Raw genomic sequence first — 18,385 nt, 5'->3', positions numbered from 1 at the left:
CGCCCCGTGTCGGCGCCTGCTGCCTCAATCCGGGATGGTGGACTCCAGGTCGGGCATCCGTCGTACCAGCGAGTCCGGGCGCGGGTCCTTGATCGTCGCGACCCGTGCGGTCGCGGTCAGCGTCTGCGCGCCTTCGACGCCCGCCAGCACGAGGGTGAGCTCCAGGGAGCTGACGTTCGGCAGGTCGTTCTTCAGCGCGGCGACCCGGGTGATCAGGTCCTCGACCGCGGCGACGTCGACGGCGTCGGCGCCGCGGTAGCCGAACAGCAGCGGCGAGCTCTTCACCTCGCGCACCATGGAGGCCACCTCGTGCTGACCCAGCGGCGGAATCCGGTAGGACCAGTCGCCGAGGAGCTCGATCACCGGACCGGAGATGCCGAAGGAGACGACCGGCCCGAACAACGGGTCCTCGAACGAGCGGATGGCGACCGGGACGCCCGGAGGTGCGCTGCGCTGGACCACGAACCGGCCCATCGTCGGGTCGATCAGCTGGGTCAGCGTCTCCCACGCGTCCCGCATGTCGTCGGCGTCGCTGATGTTGCGCCACACGTGCGTCTGGTCGGGTCGCTCGCGCAGCGAGTCCAGCGTCGACTTCAGGACGACGTCCCAGCCGAGGTCCTCGCCGGCCACGACCGCGGCGGCCGAGTCGGCGACCGGGCGGGTGGGCCACAGGTCGATCCCGTAGTGGCCCAGCAGCTCGGTGACGAGCAGCTGGTCGAGCTCGATCTCACGGTCCCCGGCCTCGTCGCCGGCTGCCCGGAGCACCCCGTCGACCAGCTTTCGCGCGGCGGGCAGGTCCACCTCGCCCGCCTCGGCGGCCGGACCGTCCGGCGCGTGCAGCCAGACGGCGTACTCGACGACACGGGCGAGCGCGCGGACCGCCGCCTCGACCGCGGGGTACGACGGAACCGAGCCACGTCCGGCAGAGGAACCGGCCACGTCGGGCACGCGCAGCAGCTCGGGGATGCCCTCGGCACCGAGGAACGAGGAGACCAGCGGCTTGTCGGACTGTTCGCCCACGGCGGCCAGGACGTTCGCGACCTCTTCGCCGGTGACGTCGAGCGGCGGGATGTAGACCGCGATCACCGAGTCGACGTCGGGGTCGTCGATCGCGTTGTCGAGGGCGTCCTCGAAGTCCTCCGCAGTGGCGGACGCACCGAGGGCGACGGAGCGGTTGACCACGAGACCGACAGCGGAGGCCGCGTCGGCGGCGAGCAGGCCGAGTGCGTCGGAGTTGCCCACGATGGCGACCCGGCGTCCGCGAGGAAGGGGCTGGTGGGCGAGCAGCTGGGCGACGTCGAACATGTCGTCGAGGGTGTCGACCTGGATCACGCCGGCCTGGCGGAACATCGCGTCCACCGCGGCCTGGGGCGCACCGATGCGTCGTACGGCGTGGCCCATGGGCACACCCTGGGTGGTGCGCCCGGAGCGCACCGCCACGATCGGCTTGCGCTGGGAGACCCGGCGCGCGATCCGCGAGAACTTGCGCGGGTTACCGATCGACTCGAGGTACATCATCACGACCTCGGTGGCGTCGTCCTCCTCCCAGTACTGCAGGAGGTCGTTGCCCGAGACGTCGGCACGGTTGCCCGCGCTGACGAAGGTCGAGATGCCGAGGCCACGGTTCTTGACCTTCTCGAGGATCGCCGAGCCCAGCGCACCCGACTGGCAGAAGAAGCCGGCACGACCGCGGGTCGGCATGACCGACGAGAGGGACGCGTTGACCTGGACCGTCGGGTCGGTGTTGATGACACCCAGGCAGTTGGGTCCGATCAGGCGCAGGCCGTAGGAGCGGCAGAGCCCGGCGAGGTGCCGCTGACGCTTGCGACCCTCCTCCCCCGTCTCCGCGAAGCCGGAGGAGATCACGATCAGGCCGTGCACGCCCTTGTTGGCGCAGTCGAGCACGACGTCGGTGACCGCATCGGCGGGCACCGCGACGATCGCGACGTCGACGTCGTCGGGGATCTCGTTGACGTTCTTGTAGGCCGGCATGCCCGAGACCGCGGGTGCGCTCGGGTTCACGACGTAGACCCGGCCGGTGAAATTGGCGGTCACCAGGTTGCGGACCAGCACCTGGCCGATCGTGTCCTGGCGGCGACTGGCGCCGATGATCGCGACCGACTTGGGGTGGAAGAAGCGCTGGATGGAGGCCGCCTCCGCGGCGTGCTCGCGATCGCGCATCACCCCGATGGCCGTGTCGGTCGGGTCGATCGGGAACTCGAGGGTGATCACGCCGTCGTGGTAGCCGCTGGCCACCCGGTAGCCGGCGTCACGGAAGGTGTGGATCATCCGGCTGTTGTCGGGCAGCACCTCGGCGGTGAAGCGCTCGACCCCTCGCTCGCGACCAGCCTGGGCGAGGTGCTCGAGCAACAGCTGCGCGATGCCACGTCCCTGGTGCCCGTCCTCCACGAGGAAGGCAACCTCGGCCTCGTTGTCAGCCACGACGTCGTACCGACCGACGGCGATCATGCGCTCCTGCAGGATCATCACCAGCGCGACGCGGTCCCGGTGGTCGACGTGCGTGAACCGTCGTACGTCGCGGTCCGAGAGGACCGGCATCGGCGAGAAGAACCGGTAGTACTTCGACTCGTCGGACACCCGCGCGTAGAACTCGACCATCAGGTCTTCGTCGTCGGGCCGGATCGGGCGGATGTGCGCCGTACGCCCGTCACGGAGCAGTACGTCGCCCTCCCAGTGCGCGGGCGGTGCCTGAATCTCCTCGGTCGGGGTCGGGTCGCCAGCGCTCACGGAAGAAATCTATCGGTCGGACCCCCGTCCCGGGGTCCCGGTGGTCGAGGAGGTTGCGCAGCAACCGGGTCCCGTTGGTCGAGGAGGTTGCGCAGCAACCGTCTCGAGACCCCTACCGGCGTACGCGGAACCTCAGGTGGAGGACCCGGTTGCCCTGGACGACCACGTGCGGGTCCTCCAGGAGGTGCTGGGTCTCGATCGGTCCGAAGTACCTCCGGCCCGACCCGAACACCACCGGGACGACGTCCATGGCGACCTCGTCGACCAGCCCGAGCGCGACCGCCTGGCCGCCGACGTCGCCCGCGCAGACCGCGACGACGCCGTCCCCGGCGCGGTCCCGGGCCTCGGCCACGGCCGCCCCGATGTCGTCGAAGAACGGCACGTCCTTCTCCGGGTGCCAGCCCTCCGGCTTGGGCCGGTGGGACACGACGACCAGGTGCTCGCCCGCCGGGGGCTGGGCCTCCCAGCCGTTCGTCTGGTCGAACAGGCGGCGACCCATGATCGTCGCGCCGATCGAGTCCCACATCGGGCGGGTGTAGTCGTAGGAGGCCTGCGACATCTTCATGTCCATGAAGTCCAGCGGCACGTCGCCGTTGAAGTACCAGTCGAACAGCGGTCCGACCTCGTCGTTGTCGTCGGCGATGAACCCGTCCGCCGAGACCACTGCGTGCGTCATCACGGTTGCCATGTCGGGACAGACCGGACCACCTCCCCGGATTCATCGGGCCACCCGTGAGAATGACCCGCATGGCACGTCGTACGAAGCAGGAACCCCTTCCGGAGGACTTCGAGGAGCACATCCTCGACACCGACATCGGTGACGAGATGCAGTCGTCCTTCCTGGAGTACGCCTACTCCGTCATCTACTCCCGGGCCCTGCCCGACGCGCGCGACGGCCTCAAGCCGGTCCAGCGCCGGATCTACTACACGATGAACGACATGGGCCTGCGGCCCGACCGCGGCCATTCCAAGTGCGCGCGCATCGTCGGTGAGGTGATGGGTCGCCTGCACCCGCACGGCGACACGGCCATCTACGACGCCCTGGTCCGTACGGCGCAACCGTGGTCGATGCGGCTGCCGATGGTCGACGGCCACGGCAACTTCGGGTCGCCGGGTGGCGAGGACCCGCCGGCGGCGATGCGGTACACCGAGGCCCGGATGGCGCCCGCCGCGGTCGCGATGACGGACTCGATCGACGAGGACACCGTCGACTTCAAGCCCAACTACGACAGCCGCGAGTACGAACCGACCGTCCTGCCCTCCGCCATCCCGAACCTCGTCGTCAACGGCACGACCGGCATCGCGGTCGGCATGGCGACCAACATGGCCCCGCACAACCTGATCGAGGTCGTGCAGGCGCTGCGCCACCTGATCGTGCACCCGAAGACCGACCTCGACGGGATCATGCGGTTCATCCCGGGTCCCGATCTCCCGACGGGCGGCAAGATCGTCGGGCTCGACGGCGTCCGCGACGCCTACGAGACCGGCCGCGGCGTCTTCAAGATGCGCGCCACCGCGCGGATCGAGACCATCGGTCGCCGCAAGGGCATCGTCGTGACGGAGCTGCCCTTCAACATCGGCACCGAGAAGGTCATGGAGCGGATCAAGGTCCTGGTCCAGACCAAGAAGATCCAGGGCATCGCCGACATGAAGGACCTCACCGACCGGTCGCACGGCCTGCGCCTGGTCATCGAGGTCAAGAACGGCTTCGTCCCCGAAGCCCTGCTCGAGCAGCTCTACAAGCAGACGCCGATGGAGGAGTCCTTCGGCATCAACAACGTCGCGCTCGTCGACGGGCAGCCCCGCACGCTCGGGCTGAAGGAGCTGCTCGAGGTCTTCCTCGAGCACCGCTACGAGGTCGTCCGCCGTCGTTCGCAGTTCCGCCGCAACAAGAAGGCCGCGCGCCTGCACCTGGTCGACGGCCTGCTGCTCGCGCTGATCGACATCGACGAGGTCATCCAGCTGATCCGCACCAGCGACGACGCCGCAACCGCACGCGAGCGCCTGATGAGCGTCTTCGACCTCTCCGACGCCCAGGCCGAGTACATCCTCGAGATGCAGCTGCGCCGCCTCACCCGCTTCTCCCGGATCGACCTGGAGAAGGAGCAGTCGGAGCTGCGCAAGGAGATCGAGGAGCTCGACGCGATCCTCGCCGACGAGGGCCTGCTGAAGAAGGTCGTCTCCAACGAGCTGGCCGAGATCGCCAAGACCTTCGGCACCCCCCGTCGTACCGTCCTGCTCGAGTCGGCCGGCTCGACCGCGATCACCGCAGCGGCCGCACCGCTGGAGGTGGCGGACGAGCCCTGCTTCGCGCTGCTGTCCTCGACCGGCCTGCTGGCCCGCACCACCAACGCCGAGGACATCGGCACCGGCGGCGGTCGCGCCAACCACGACGTGATCGTCTCCGCCATCCGTACGACGGCCCGCGCCGACGTGGGTGTGCTGACCTCGACCGGGCGGCTGCTCCGGCTCGGCGTCCTGGACCTTCCCGCGATCCCGCCGTCCGCCAACGAGCCGAACCTCTCGGGCGGCCTGCCGCTCACCGAGGTCCTCGACCTTGCGCCCGGAGAGCGGGCACTGGCGCTGACCTCGCTGGCCACCGAAGGGCCCGGACTGGCGCTCGGCACGAAGCAGGGTGTCGTGAAGCGGGTCAACCCCGAGGTCATCAGCAAGGACGAGTGGGACGTCATCCGCCTCGCGGACGGCGACGAGGTCGTCGGCGCCGTCGAGCTGGTCAGCGGCTCCGAAGAGCTCTGCTTCATCACCACAGACGCCCAACTCCTGCACTTCGGCGCCGCGGGGGTCCGTCCGCAGGGACGCTCCGGCGGCGGCATGGCCGGCGTGAAGCTCACGTCCGGCGAGAGCGTCGCGTGGTTCGGAGTCCTCGACCTCGCCTCCCCCGCCGTGGTCGTCACGTCCTCCGGCTCGTCGACCGCACTGCCCGGCACCGAGCCGGGTGCGGTCAAGGTGACCGACTTTGCCGAGTACCCCGCCAAGGGCCGCGCCACCGGCGGCGTGCGTTGCCACCGGTTCCTCAAGGGCGAGGACACCCTCGTCTTCGCCTGGGCCGGTACGGCGCCCGCCCGCGCCGCCGCCGCCAGCGGGGCTCCGATCGACCTGCCCGCAGCCATCGGCCGCCGCGACGGATCGGGCGTGCCCGGAAGCCAGGCAGTCGCCGCCGCGGCAGGGCCGCTGTCGGCCATCCTGACCGCGAGCCTGACCTCCGATGTGTCAGGGTGATGCCATGACGATCGGACGCACCCGAGTGGCCGCCGCGCTGCTCACTGGCCTGTTCGCGGTGACCGGCCTCGCCGCCTGTTCAGGTGACGAGCCCAAGGCCGGCGCGGACTGGTCCGACGCCGGCGCCAAGGCGAAGAAGCTCCTCGACGAGACCAGCGGCATCGAGCTGTCCATCTCCACCGGCGACGACCCCGGTGTCGACTACCTCTCGGCGGCGAGCGGGACGATCACCGCCGAGCCTCCTGCGTTCGAGGGCACGGCCAACGGCAACGTCTCGGGCATTCCGGTCACGGGCGTCCCGGTGATCTCGGTCGGCGGCACGATGTACATCAACCACGCCCTCCTCGGCGGCTGGAGCGACCGCTTCCAGCCCGAGGACCTCTGCGCTCCCGATCCGGCGCTGCTCCTGGACCCCGACTCGGGTGTCTCCTCGGTGCTGACCAGCACCGAGGACGTCTCCGCCGGCAAGACCGAGCGCGGCGGCAAGGACAACAAGGAGACGTTCAGCACCTACACCGGGAAGGCCACGGGCGACTCGATCCGCGGGATCCTGCCCTGCGCCGAAGGTGACGCGTTCGATGCGACGTACCGCGTCGACGACAAGGGCTATCTCCGCTCCGCGCGGCTGACCGGGGTCTTCTTCCCCGACTCCGACGAGGTCACCTACACGATCGACGTCACTGAGTACGACGTCACCAAGGACATCTCCGCACCGGAATGACCGGCATGACCGGAATGAGCAGGGACCGGCTTCTCCTCACCTTCTGCGCGGTCGCAGTCGCGTTCGCAGCGGTCGACACCTACGTCGTCGTCCTCGCCCTGCCGGACATGATGGCCGGCGTCGGCATCCCCATCGACGAGCTGCAGCGCGCAGCACCGATCGTCTCCGGCTTCCTGCTCGGGTACGTCGCCATGCTGCCGCTGATCGGCCGGATCGCCGACCTGCGTGGCCAGGTGCCGGTGCTGGTGATGTCGCTGGTGCTGTTCTCGATCGGCTCGCTGGTCACCGCCGTGTCGTACGACCTGCCGAGCATGGTCGCCGGTCGTTTCCTGCAGGGCGTCGGCGGCGGCGGCCTGGTGCCCGCGACGATGTCACTGGTCGCCGCGCTGTACCCGATCGAGCGCCGCGGCCTGCCGCTCGGCCTCGTCTCCGCGGTCCAGGAGTTCGGCAGCGTGCTCGGACCGTTGTTCGGCGCACTCGTGCTGTCCTTCACCTCCTGGCGCGGGATCTTCGCGATCAACCTCGCCGGCGGCGTGCTCCTCGTCCTGGTCGTCACCGCCCTGGCTCGCCCGGTGGTTGAGGTGCGAGCGCCAGCGAGCCTCGAAACCCCCGGGCCACCTCACACAGGCAAGCCCGGAGGTTTCGAGGCTCGCTTCGCTCGCACCTCAACCACCGGGGTCCTCACCGCCGTCCTCCTGGCCACCACCCTCGTCGCCGGCGTGATCACCTTCCTCGAACCCGCCTCCATCCAGCGCGACCTGACGTGGGGCCAGCTCTTCATCCCGTACACCGACGGCGGCAGCCGGTGGATCACCCCGATCGGCCTGATCACCATCGGCGCGTTCGTCGCCTTCCTGCTCGCCTGCTGGTTCCTCCCCCGGCCCCTGGTCGACCTGCGCAACTGGTTCGGGCACCTGCTGGCCGCCGACCTGCTGGGCGCCGGCCTGCTCGCCGCGGCCCTCGGCGGGATCGTGCTGGCGTTCGCGACCGCCGACCCGGAGGTCGCGGTCTTCTCCCCGCAGGGGCCGTGGTTCCTCGTCGGCTCGGCCCTGGCCGTCGTCCTGCTGCTGGTGCACCTGCGGCGCGCCGATGACCCGATCGTGCCGCGCGGCGCGTTGCGGGCGACGCCCGCGTGGGGTGCGCTGGTGGTCAGCTTCCTCGTCGGCTGGGCGCTGATCGCAGCGCTCGTCGACATCCCGCTGTTCGCTCGCACCACCACGCAACCGGACTCCCAGCTCGGCGCCGCCCTGGTCCTGCTCCGGTTCCTGGCAGCCCTGCCGTTCGGCGCCATCGTCGGCGGCTGGCTGCTGCGCCGCCTCAATGCCGGCGTGCTGACCGCGATCGGCATGGCTGCGGCGGGTGGCTCGTTCCTCGCGATGGCGCAGTGGGACGCCACCAGCCTCGACGGCTTCGGCTCGAACGTGCCGCTGGTGATCGGCGGCTTCGGCTTCGGCCTCGCACTGGCACCCGTCAACGCCGCGATCCTCGCCAACACCGACGACGACTCCCACGGCCTGGCGAGCGCGCTGGTCGTGGTGGCCCGGATGATCGGCATGCTGGTCGGCATCTCGGCGCTGACCACCATAGGCCTGCGTCGTCTCTACGCGACCCAGGCAGCCGATCCGTCACTCGGCATCCGCGAGCTCGGCATCGTCCAGGAGCACGCCGTGTTCGTGGGCGCCGGCGTGGCGGCGTTCGGGGCCGCCGTACTCGCACTGATCCTGTTTGCCCGTGCGGGTACTCGCGAAGTGGACACCGCGGAAGTGCTCCGAACGGCCGGATAGGCTGGTCCCATGGGCAATTTCGATGACCTGTTGAAGGCCAATCGCGATTTCGCGGACCAGTTCAAGTTCAGCGGTTTCGACGGCAAGGCCCATGCTGGTGTCGCGATCGTGACCTGCATGGACTCCCGGATCGACCCGCTGAAGATGCTCGGCCTGAAGTACGGCGACGCGAAGATCTTCCGCAACCCGGGTGGCCGTGTGACCGAGGCTGCGCTCGAGGCGCTGGTCCTGGGCGTGCACCTGCTCAACGTCGACCGGATCCTGGTGATCCCCCACACCCGCTGCGCGATGGCCTCCTCCTCGGAGGCGGAGATCCAGGCGAAGATCGGCGAGGCGACCGGCCAGGACGTGTCGTGGCACCGGTTCCACGTGATCGAGGACCAGAAGATCGCGCTGGCCGACGACGTCCGCAAGGTCCGGTCACACCCACTGATCCCGGAGGCCATCGAGGTCGGCGGCTTCATCTACGACGTCGACACCGGCCTGCTGACCCAGCAGGTCTGAGCCCGGGCTGGCCAGGGGCCGGTTCAGGCGTCGAGCAGCGCGCGGAGCCGCTTGTCGACCAGCGCGCCCGTCAGCTCGTCGAGGCGGGACCGCAGTTCGGCCAGCGTGCCGATCGAGCCGAGCAGGTCGAGCAACGTCCCGGTGTCGGCCACCGGGTCCGCGACCGGGTGGTCCATCAGCAGCGGGCAGTCCACCGCCCCGCCGTCCGGCTCGGGCGGCAGGTCCGGCAGCCAGCAGCCGACCTCGAGCGCCAGCGTCGCGCGCTGGCCGACGCCCGTGACCCGGGGGTCGACGTACCAGAACAGGTCGCCGACCTGCAGCCGCAGGTGACCGCGCCGAGCCTTGGCTCCGCGCGCCTTCAGCACCTTGACCACCGCGGCGCGTGTGTCGGAGACCGTCATGGGGCCACTCTCACGCGTCGAGCGATTCCATGTCGACCTCGTACGCACCCTGGACGATGAACTCCTTGCGCGGAGCGACGTCACTGCCCATGAGCAGCTCGAACACCTCGGCCGACACGGCAGCGTCGTCGACCGTCAGCCGCCGGAGGGTACGACGACGGGGGTCCATCGTGGTCTCCGCCAGCTGGTCGGCGTCCATCTCGCCGAGACCCTTGTAGCGCTGCACCGGGTCCTTCCAGCGGATGTTCTTCTTCTTGAGCTCGGCGAGCTTCCGCTGCAGCTCGGGGTCCGAGAACGTGTAGACGTACTTCTCCTGGCCCTTCTTCGGGTTGGAGATCTCGATCCGGTGCAGCGGCGGGACGGCGGTGTAGACGCGGCCCTCGGCGACCAGGTCGGGCATGTACTTGAAGAACAGGGTCGCCAGCAGGCACCGGATGTGGGCGCCGTCGGAGTCGGCGTCCGCCATGAAGATGATCCGGCCGTAGCGCCGGGCCTCGAGGTCGAACGTCCGGCCCGATCCGGCGCCGACGACCTGGATGATCGAGGCACACTCGGTGTTCTTCAGCATGTCGCCGACCGAGGCCTTCTGGACGTTGAGGATCTTGCCCCGGATCGGCAGCAGCGCCTGGAACTCCGCGTTGCGGGCCAGCTTCGCCGTACCGAGGGCGGAGTCACCCTCGACGATGAAGAGCTCGGTGCGCTCGTTGTCGTTGGCGCGGCAGTCGGCCAGCTTGGACGGCAGCGAGGACGACTCGAGCGCGTTCTTCCGGCGCTGGGTCTCCTTGTGCTGGCGTGCGGCGATGCGGGTCTTCGAGGCACCGACGACCTTCTCCATGAGGAGCTTGGCCTGGGCCTTCTCGAGGCGTTTGGTCGAGGTCAGGAACTCCTTGAGCTGCTGCGCCACGACCTTGCTCACCACCGCCTTCGCCGCGGGGGTGCCGAGGATCTCCTTGGTCTGGCCCTCGAACTGTGGCTCGGCCAGGCGCACCGTGACGACCGCCGTCATCCCCTCGAGGATGTCGTCCTTGACCACGTTGTCGTCGTTGACCTTGAGCGCCTTGGTGGCGCGCATCGCCTCGTTGAACGTCTTGGTCAGCGCGGCCTCGAAGCCGGCGACGTGGGTTCCGCCCTTGGGCGTCGCGATCACGTTGACGAACGACTTGACCTCGGTGTCGTAGCCGGTGCCCCACCGCGCGGCGACGTCGACGACCAGCTCGCGCTCGACGTCCTGCGGGCTCATGTGGCCCTTGTCGTCGAGCATCGGCACCGTCTCGGTGAAGGTGTCGCTGCCCTGCAGGCGGAGTACGTCGGTGATGGCCTCGTCGTGCGCCAGGAACTCGCAGAACTCGCCGATGCCGCCGTCGTGGCGGAACCGTTCCTCGGTGTGCTCGGACGTGCGCTGGTCGCGGATGACGAGCTCGAGGCCGGGCACGATGAAGGAGGTCTGCCGGGCACGACCGATCAGGCCGTCGAGCAGGAACTCCGAGTCCCTGGTGAAGATCTGGCGGTCCGGCCAGAACCGGATCCGGGTGCCCGACTTGCCCTTGGCGACGCGGCCTCCCTTGCGGGTCAGACCCGTTGCCGGGGTGAACGCGGCGTCCGGACCCTCGCCGGCGAAGGTGCCGGGGGCGCCGCGCTGGAAGCTCATCCCCTGGGTGGCCGGGGAACGGTCGACGTCGATGTCCATCCGGCTCGACAACGCATTGACCACGGACAGGCCGACGCCGTGCAGGCCACCCGTGGCGGCGTACGACGACCCGCCGAACTTGCCGCCCGCGTGGAGCTTGGTCGCGACCAGCTCGACGCCGGTCAGCCCGCTCTTGGGCTCCTTGTCCGTCGGGATGCCGCGCCCGTCGTCGTACACCTCGACGGAGCCGTCGGCCAGCAGGGTGACCTCGACCTTGTGGGCGGCGCCCGCGAGCGCCTCGTCCACGCCGTTGTCGATGATCTCCCAGAGGCAGTGCATCAACCCGCGGGTGTCGGTGGAGCCGATGTACATCCCCGGACGCTTCCGCACGGCCTCGAGGCCCTCAAGGACCAGCAGATGCGCTGCGTTGTACGTGTTGTCGGCGATGACCTTCTCCTCGGTGAAACGTTGATCAATGCGGGATGAGGGTACGAATCTACCGGCGACACGCCGGAGTCCGGTGCAGGCACACGGACTCCGGCGGCGGGACGATGACAGGCACCGGCAACGCGGCCGGACGGATCAGGAAACCCTGATCGATCGGATGATCACAGGCATGTTTCAAGCGGTGGAAAATCGAACAGTGAACCCCCGTCAGGTGGTTGTATGAAGTTCCACGCAAGTGGAATGAACCACACCCAGACGGGAATCTTTGATCCAGTCGCTACGTTGATCACGTCGACACCCGATAGGGGTGAAGACGAAGAAAGAGAGGCCGAGATGACAACTATCGTTGCTCCCAGCGCCCCGCTCACCGCGGAGGATCGCTGCGACCGTTGTGGTGCCCAGGCCTACCTCCGCGTAGAACTCACCTCGGGTGGCGAACTGCTCTTCTGTGCCCACCACGCTCGCGAGCACGGTGACAAGCTCAAGGAGATCGCGGCGAACGTCCACGACGAGACCCACAAGCTGACCACGAAACCGGCCTTCGCCGACGACTGAGTCGACGTTCCACCACAGAGCCCCGGACCCACGGCCCGGGGTTCTGTGCATTTCACGGGCCGGGCATTTCACGGGCCGGGCCACCCACCAAGGCCAACCTTGGTTAGGTTAGCCTTTCCTGTGTGAAGAGAACTCTTGCCCTCGCGCTCGCGAGCGTGCTCACGCTCGGCACCGCCGCGTGCAGCTCCGACATCGCCGACAGCTCCGACGCCAAGGACGCCAAGGTCCCCGACCGGCCCTGGGAGTTCACCGACGGCTCCGGCGAGGTCGTCAAGCTCGACAAGGCGCCGACCCGGATCATCGCCCACGGCGCCGAGGCCGCCGCGCTGATGGCGTACGGCATCAAGCCGGTCGGGATCTACGCCGACGAGCCGGTCACGACCGACCCGAACCTCAAGGACCTGGACCTCACCGGGATCGAGATCCTCGGCGAGGAGTGGGGCTCGATCGACGTCGCCAAGGCCTCGACCCTCACCCCGGACCTGATCGTCGCGGACTGGTGGCCGGCCGAGAAGGCCCACTCGGGCTTCGAGGACGGCGTGAAGGCCAAGAGCAAGAAGCTCGCCGAGCTCGCTCCCGTCGTCGGTGCGTCCCAGGGTGACTCGATCCTCGACCTCGCCGAGGGCTACGAGGACCTCGCCGAGAGCCTCGGTGCGGACGTCGAGAACTCCCAGGGCAGCAAGGACAAGGCGGCCTTCGAGAAGTCGCGCGACGCGTTCATCGCGGCGATGGAGGACAAGGACTTCACCGCCCTCGCGGTGTCCCCCGCCAGCGACCTGCTCTACGTCGCCAACCCCGAGTACGCACCTGAGCTGCTCGACTTCGACCGGTGGGGCCTCGACATCGTCGAGCCCGACTCCCCCGACAAGGGCTTCCCGTACTGGGAGAACCTGAGCTGGGAGAAGGCCGACAAGTACCAGCCCGACGTGCTGATGTTCGACAGCCGCAGCATCATCACGGACAAGAAGACCGTGCAGGACCAGCCCACGTGGAACTCCATCCGCGCGGCCAAGGCCGGCCAGATCGTCGAGTGGCCCGGCTTCTGGCTCCACACCTACGGCCACTACGCCGTGGCTCTCGACAAGCTGACCGAGGAGCTCTCCGGCCTCGACGACTTGATCGGTGACTGACCAGCTGGTGGCCACCGCCACCGTGGCGCCGGGTGGGGTCAGCCCCGCCCGGCGTCCGGGCGCTCTCGCGACCGGGCTGCTCGTCCTCGGTGCGCTGGTCCTGCTGACCGCCTTCCTCAGCGTCACCCAGGGCTCGCGGTCCATCGGACTCACCGAGGTCATCGATGCGCTGCGCCACTTCACGGCCGTCAGCACTGACGTCAGCACTGACGACACCGTCACGACGCAGCTGCGCGTGCCGCGCACGATCCTCGGCGTCCTCGTCGGCGCGGCGCTCGGCGTCTCCGGAGCCGTCCTGCAGGGCCTGACCCGCAACGCGCTGGCCGACCCCTCGATCATGGGCATCGAGGCGGGCGCCGCCCTCGCCGTGGTCGTGGGGATCACCGTCCTCGGCGTGACCGGCATCCAGCTCCACGTCGTGCTCGCCTTCATCGGTGCCCTGGCTGCCACCGCTCTCGTGTACGCCGTCGGCTCGCTCGGCCGCGACGGCGCGACGCCGGTCAAGATGGCGCTCGCCGGCGCCGCGATCACCGCTGGACTGATGGCCGTCACGACCGTCCTGCTGCTCACCGACCTGCAGGCGCAGCAGGAGTACCGCTTCTGGCAGGTCGGCTCCCTGGCCGGCCGCTACGCGCCGATCGTCACCGGCGTCGCGCCGGTCCTGGTCGTCGGGCTGGTCGTGGGCGTCCTCTGCGGACGCCCGCTCAATGCCCTCGCGCTCGGCGATGACGCCGCCCGCGGACTCGGCGTCTCCCTGACCCGTACCCGGATCGGCCTGTTCACGGTCGTCGCGGTCCTCTGCGGCGCCGCCACCGCGGCGTGCGGCCCGATCGTCTTCGTCGGTCTCGTCGTGCCTCACGTAGCCCGGGCGATCTGCGGTCCGGACTACCGCTGGATCCTGCCGTACTCACTGCTCCTCGGCCCGCTCCTGCTCCTCGGCGCCGACATCCTCGGCCGGGTCATGGGCGGCGACGGCGAGCTGCAGGTGGGTGTCGTCCTGGGCATGCTCGGTGCACCGTTCTTCATCCTGCTGGTCCGCTACAGCCGGCTGGCCGAGCTGTGACCACCTCACAGCGTTCTTCGTCTCCCACCGCGGCAGCCACCGCGGTCGTCGTACGACGGCACCGGCTGTCGCGGCATCGGCGGGCCGCCGTCGTACCGGCCGCGCTGCTCGCCGTGGCGCTGCTGCTGGCCCTGCTCACGCTGTGCTGCGGGTCGGTCCGGCTGACCTTCGGCCAGGTGCTCGGATCACTGCTCGGCACCGGCGACAACGCGGCGGTCGACTTCATCGTCCAGGACCTGGCCGTCCCGCAGGTCAAGGCGGCGATCGGGGTGGGCCTCGCGCTCGGCGCGGCCGGCACGATCTTCCAGCAGCTGCTGCGGAACCCGCTGGCGTCTCCCGACTTCGTCGGGATCTCGGCCGGCGCGAGCGTGTTCGCCGTCGCGGGCCTCGCCGTCCCGGCACTGTCCGGCCTGAGCATCCCGGTGCTCGCACTGACCGGCGCCCTGGTCTTCGCCAGCGCGATGTACCTGCTCGCGTGGCGCGACGGCGTGTCCGGCTACCGGTTCATCCTGATCGGCATCGGGATGTCCGCCTTCGCCACCAGCATCACCGGCTACCTGCTGACCCGGACCTCGCTCACCGAGGCGCGCGAAGCCCTGCACTGGCTCACCGGGTCCATCGGCCAGGCCGGCGACACCGAGAACAACGTGCTCCTGGTGTGCCTGTTGCTGCTCGCGCCCACCGTGCCCGTCCTGCAACGGATGCTGCGCAACGTCGAGCTCGGTGACGACACCGCGCGCGGCCTCGGCACCCGCCTCGAGCCCACCCGGCTGATCCTGCTCGGCGTCGGGGTCCTCCTGACCGCGCTGGCCACTGCCGTCGCCGGACCCATCGCGTTCGTCGCGCTGGTCGCCGGTCCCGTCGCCGACCGCCTGCTCGGCCCGGCCCGCGGCGGCATCGTGGCAGCCGGTGCCGTGGGCGCGATCCTGTGCCTGGTAGCCGATTACGTCGCCGTGCAGGTGCTGCCCGTGGAGATGCCGACCGGTGTCGTCACCGGAGCCGTCGGCGCGCCGTACCTGTTGTGGCTGCTGGCCACCACCAACCGGAGAGGAGTGGGCGGATGACCGCGCCCATGACCGAGACCATGACGGAGACCATGACCGAGACCACCGCCGCCGAACGAACCGCCGCGCGCCTGGTGGCCCGCGGCCTCGCTCTCGGGTACGACGACCGGACGGTCGTGCACGACCTCGACCTCGACATCCTCGACGGCCGGGTCACCGCCATCGTGGGCGCCAACGCGTGCGGCAAGTCGACCCTGCTGCGTGGGCTCGCCCGGTTGCTCCGGCCGCGGACCGGCGAGGTGCTGCTCGACGGCTCCCCGATCCTCGACCGGGGCTCGCGGGAGGTCGCCCGCATCCTGGGGCTGCTCCCCCAGACACCCGTTGCACCCGACGGCATCACGGTCGGCGACCTGGTCTCGCGGGGCCGCCACCCGCACCAGGGCTGGTTCCGGCACTGGTCTGCCCAGGACGACGAGGCGGTGGCCGCCGCACTGGACGCCACCGACACGGCATCGCTCGTCGCCCGCCCGCTCCACGAGCTCTCCGGCGGCCAGCGCCAGCGGGTCTGGGTCGCCATGGCGCTGGCGCAGGAGACCGACCTGCTGCTGCTCGACGAGCCGACGACCTTCCTCGACATCGCTCATCAGGTCGACCTGCTGCGTCTGCTGCGCACGCTCAACCGGGAGACCGGCCGCACGATCGTGACCGTGCTGCACGACCTCAACCTCGCGTGCCGCTACAGCGACCACCTCGTGGTGATGTGCGACGGCGAGATCCTGGCCGAAGGCGCACCGGGCGAGGTCGTCACCGCTGCGCTCGTCGAGCGGGCGTTCGGGCTGGGTTGTGTCGTCGTACCCGACCCCGTCGCCGGCACCCCCATGATCGTGCCCTCCGGGGACTGACCGGGGCCTACCGGTTTTCCTGTTCACGGGGCCGTCGCGCGACATCCACCCGGTGCACACTGGACGCCCACCCGCGCCCTGTCGCATGGTCCCGTGCGACTGCCCCTCATCCGACTGTCCTTCGCCACCACGCTGATCGCCGGCACCCTTGTCGCAGGCCTGACCCACCACGCATCCACCCACCCGCTGGTCCCCGTGACACACGGCTTCCCCGTCTCGGCGTCGACACAGGCGGCCGTCGCCGTAGCGGCCGTCGAGCCGGTCCGCGTGGACGCGCGAGTGCTCTGGGTCCAGGACGGCGACACGGTCGTCGTACGGCTCCCCAGCGGCGCGGTGCGCTACGTCCGGATCCTCGGCATGGACACCCCGGAGACGATCCAGGGCCAGCACGAGTGCGGCGGCTCCACCGCGTCGAGGCGGATGAAGGCACTCCTGCCACGCGGCACCGGGATCGCGATGCGGGCCGACCCCGACCAGCCCCGCATCGACAGGTACCACCGACTGCTGCGCTACGTGCGCAGGTCGTCCGACCGGTTGGACCTGTCGGAGGCCCAGCTCACCCGCGGCCTGGCCGAGGTCTACGTCTACCGCAACGGAACGTTCGAGAAGCGCGCTGCCTACGAGCAGGTGGAACGGTCCGCCCGGCTTGCCCGCCTCGGCATCTGGGGCCACTGCTGAGCCGAACGTACGACCGCCCCGTGTCCGACGAATCGGATACGGGGCGGTCGTGGTGCTCGGCGTGCGGTCAGTCGAGGTAGTCGCGCAGGACCTGCGAGCGCGACGGGTGGCGCAGCTTCGACATCGTCTTCGACTCGATCTGGCGGATCCGCTCACGGGTCACGCCGTAGACCTTGCCGATCTCATCGAGCGTCTTCGGCTGGCCGTCGGTCAGGCCGAAGCGCATCGACACGACGCCCGCTTCACGCTCGGAGAGCGTGTCGAGGACGGCGTGCAGCTGCTCCTGCAGGAGCGTGAACGAGACCGCGTCGGCCGGGACGATCGCCTCGGAGTCCTCGATCAGGTCACCGAACTCCGAGTCGCCGTCCTCACCCAGGGGGGTGTGCAGCGAGATCGGCTCACGGCCGTACTTCTGGACCTCGACGACCTTCTCCGGGGTCATGTCGAGCTCCTTGGCGAGCTCTTCCGGAGTGGGCTCGCGACCGAGGTCCTGCAGCATCTGGCGCTGGACACGGGCGAGCTTGTTGATGACCTCGACCATGTGGACCGGGATCCGGATGGTGCGGGCCTGGTCGGCCATGGCGCGGGTGATCGCCTGACGGATCCACCACGTGGCGTACGTCGAGAACTTGTAGCCCTTGGTGTAGTCGAACTTCTCGACCGCGCGGATCAGACCGAGGTTGCCCTCCTGGATCAGGTCCAGGAACAGCATGCCGCGGCCGGTGTAGCGCTTGGCGAGCGAGACGACGAGACGCAGGTTGGCCTCGAGGAGGTGGTTCTTGGCGCGGCGGCCGTCCTCGGAGATCCACTCGAGCTCTTCGGTCATCTTCGGGCTGATCTTGCCGCCCTTGCCGAGCTTCTCCTCGGAGAAGAGGCCGGCCTCGATCCGCTTGGCGAGCTCGACCTCCATCTCCGCGTTGAGGAGGGGGACCTTGCCGATCTGCTTGAGGTAGTCCTTGACCGGGTCGGCGGTCGCGCCGGCGGCCATCACCTGCTGGGCAGGCTCGTCGGTCTCGTCGGCCGAGGAAACGATGAAGGACGCGGTCTTCTCGTCCTCCTTGATCGTCGGGTCGGCGACGACATCCTTCTCGAACTGGTCGTCCGGGATGTCGGGAAGGATCTTCTTGCCGTCAGGGCCGACCGCTGGAACAGCGGCGGCGTCGACGACCTCCGCGGCCTTCGCGGGCGCAGCCTTCTTGGCAGCAGCCTTCTTCGCCGGAGCGGCAGCAGCCGCGGCAGGCGCAGCCGGGGCGGCCGGCTTGGCCGGCGCCGCCTTCTTGGCGGCGGTGACCGTGGCAGACGGCTTGCGGGCAGCAGCAGCAACTGCACGCTGCTCGACGGGCGAGCCGAGCGACACCGCGATCCCGAGACCGGACAGGTGGCCCATCAGGCCCTTCAGGTGGGCGGGGGCGACATCAGCGGCCGCGCAGGCCTGACGAACGTCCTCCGCGGCGACACTTCCCGAGGGTGCGCCGCGATCAATCAGCGCGACGATCGACGGGTGCGTGAGCACGGCGGGCGGGACCGAACGATGGTTCGAAGACACGAACACCTCTCGATTCAAACGGAACTTGGGCGCGG

Annotated in this window: 15 protein-coding genes; 10 read left to right on the top strand and 5 right to left on the bottom strand. The window is 69.6% G+C overall.

The window, feature by feature from the left end; all coding sequences use genetic code 11:
• Positions 1 to 24: 24 nt before the first annotated feature.
• Entirely contained in the window at positions 25 to 2,748 is a 2,724-nt protein-coding gene (locus ASD84_RS12900) for a GNAT family N-acetyltransferase (RefSeq protein ID WP_235531104.1), read from the bottom strand.
• Positions 2,749 to 2,860: 112 nt separating this feature from the next.
• Complete coding sequence (locus tag ASD84_RS12895) at positions 2,861 to 3,424, bottom strand: dihydrofolate reductase family protein (protein WP_235531103.1); 564 nt, start codon at positions 3,422 to 3,424, stop codon at positions 2,861 to 2,863.
• A gap of 71 nt (positions 3,425 to 3,495) precedes the next feature.
• Here ASD84_RS12895 and ASD84_RS12890 point away from each other — a divergent pair, with 71 nt between their 5' ends.
• Genes ASD84_RS12890 through ASD84_RS12875 form a run of 4 tightly spaced genes read left to right on the top strand, consistent with a single transcriptional unit; the run spans position 3,496 to position 8,997 of the window.
• Complete coding sequence (locus tag ASD84_RS12890) at positions 3,496 to 5,988, top strand: DNA topoisomerase (ATP-hydrolyzing) subunit A (RefSeq protein WP_056711185.1); 2,493 nt, start codon at positions 3,496 to 3,498, stop codon at positions 5,986 to 5,988.
• 4 nt (positions 5,989 to 5,992) lie between these two features.
• Positions 5,993 to 6,709, top strand: coding sequence for an LppX_LprAFG lipoprotein (locus ASD84_RS12885; protein ID WP_056711182.1), 717 nt, complete (start codon positions 5,993 to 5,995; stop codon positions 6,707 to 6,709).
• Positions 6,706 to 8,493, top strand: a complete 1,788-nt coding sequence (locus ASD84_RS12880) for an MFS transporter (protein ID WP_235531102.1) — start codon at positions 6,706 to 6,708, stop codon at positions 8,491 to 8,493. The genes ASD84_RS12885 and ASD84_RS12880 overlap by 4 nt, the downstream gene beginning before the upstream one ends.
• Positions 8,494 to 8,502: 9 nt before the next feature.
• Entirely contained in the window at positions 8,503 to 8,997 is a 495-nt protein-coding gene (locus ASD84_RS12875; protein WP_056711180.1) for a beta-class carbonic anhydrase, read from the top strand.
• A 23-nt stretch (positions 8,998 to 9,020) separates the two neighbouring features.
• Here ASD84_RS12875 and ASD84_RS12870 read toward each other — a convergent pair whose 3' ends face one another.
• Together ASD84_RS12870 and ASD84_RS12865 are read right to left on the bottom strand one after the other, a co-directional pair.
• Positions 9,021 to 9,398, bottom strand: a complete 378-nt coding sequence (locus tag ASD84_RS12870) for a hypothetical protein (RefSeq protein ID WP_056711178.1) — start codon at positions 9,396 to 9,398, stop codon at positions 9,021 to 9,023.
• A 10-nt stretch (positions 9,399 to 9,408) separates the two neighbouring features.
• Positions 9,409 to 11,502: a DNA gyrase/topoisomerase IV subunit B gene (locus ASD84_RS12865; RefSeq protein ID WP_056711175.1), complete on the bottom strand. Its 2,094-nt coding sequence runs from the start codon at positions 11,500 to 11,502 to the stop codon at positions 9,409 to 9,411.
• Between the two features lie 303 nt (positions 11,503 to 11,805).
• Between ASD84_RS12865 and ASD84_RS12860 the strand changes: the two genes are divergently transcribed.
• From ASD84_RS12860 to ASD84_RS12835, 6 genes are all read left to right on the top strand, one after another.
• Positions 11,806 to 12,027 carry a hypothetical protein gene (locus ASD84_RS12860; protein ID WP_056711173.1) on the top strand — a complete coding sequence of 74 codons (222 nt, stop codon included), beginning with the start codon at positions 11,806 to 11,808 and terminating at the stop codon, positions 12,025 to 12,027.
• A gap of 122 nt (positions 12,028 to 12,149) precedes the next feature.
• Positions 12,150 to 13,157, top strand: coding sequence for an ABC transporter substrate-binding protein (locus ASD84_RS12855; RefSeq protein ID WP_156391895.1), 1,008 nt, complete (start codon positions 12,150 to 12,152; stop codon positions 13,155 to 13,157).
• Positions 13,150 to 14,220 carry a FecCD family ABC transporter permease gene (locus ASD84_RS12850; protein ID WP_235531101.1) on the top strand — a complete coding sequence of 357 codons (1,071 nt, stop codon included), beginning with the start codon at positions 13,150 to 13,152 and terminating at the stop codon, positions 14,218 to 14,220. Before ASD84_RS12855 ends, ASD84_RS12850 begins: the two co-directional genes overlap by 8 nt.
• Positions 14,217 to 15,284: a FecCD family ABC transporter permease gene (locus ASD84_RS12845; protein WP_056711170.1), complete on the top strand. Its 1,068-nt coding sequence runs from the start codon at positions 14,217 to 14,219 to the stop codon at positions 15,282 to 15,284. The genes ASD84_RS12850 and ASD84_RS12845 overlap by 4 nt, the downstream gene beginning before the upstream one ends.
• Positions 15,285 to 15,316: 32 nt before the next feature.
• Positions 15,317 to 16,126 carry an ABC transporter ATP-binding protein gene (locus ASD84_RS12840; protein WP_056712133.1) on the top strand — a complete coding sequence of 270 codons (810 nt, stop codon included), beginning with the start codon at positions 15,317 to 15,319 and terminating at the stop codon, positions 16,124 to 16,126.
• A gap of 93 nt (positions 16,127 to 16,219) precedes the next feature.
• Positions 16,220 to 16,804, top strand: coding sequence for a thermonuclease family protein (locus ASD84_RS12835; protein ID WP_056711168.1), 585 nt, complete (start codon positions 16,220 to 16,222; stop codon positions 16,802 to 16,804).
• A gap of 67 nt (positions 16,805 to 16,871) precedes the next feature.
• Here the strand turns inward: ASD84_RS12835 and ASD84_RS12830 are convergent, their stop codons facing one another.
• Complete coding sequence (locus tag ASD84_RS12830) at positions 16,872 to 18,350, bottom strand: RNA polymerase sigma factor (RefSeq protein ID WP_414858594.1); 1,479 nt, start codon at positions 18,348 to 18,350, stop codon at positions 16,872 to 16,874.
• Between the last annotated feature and the right edge of the window lie 35 nt (positions 18,351 to 18,385).

Source organism: Nocardioides sp. Root682, from assembly GCF_001427795.1.
GTDB lineage: Bacteria > Actinomycetota > Actinomycetes > Propionibacteriales > Nocardioidaceae > Nocardioides.
This window is presented reverse-complemented; position numbering and strand designations above follow the sequence as displayed.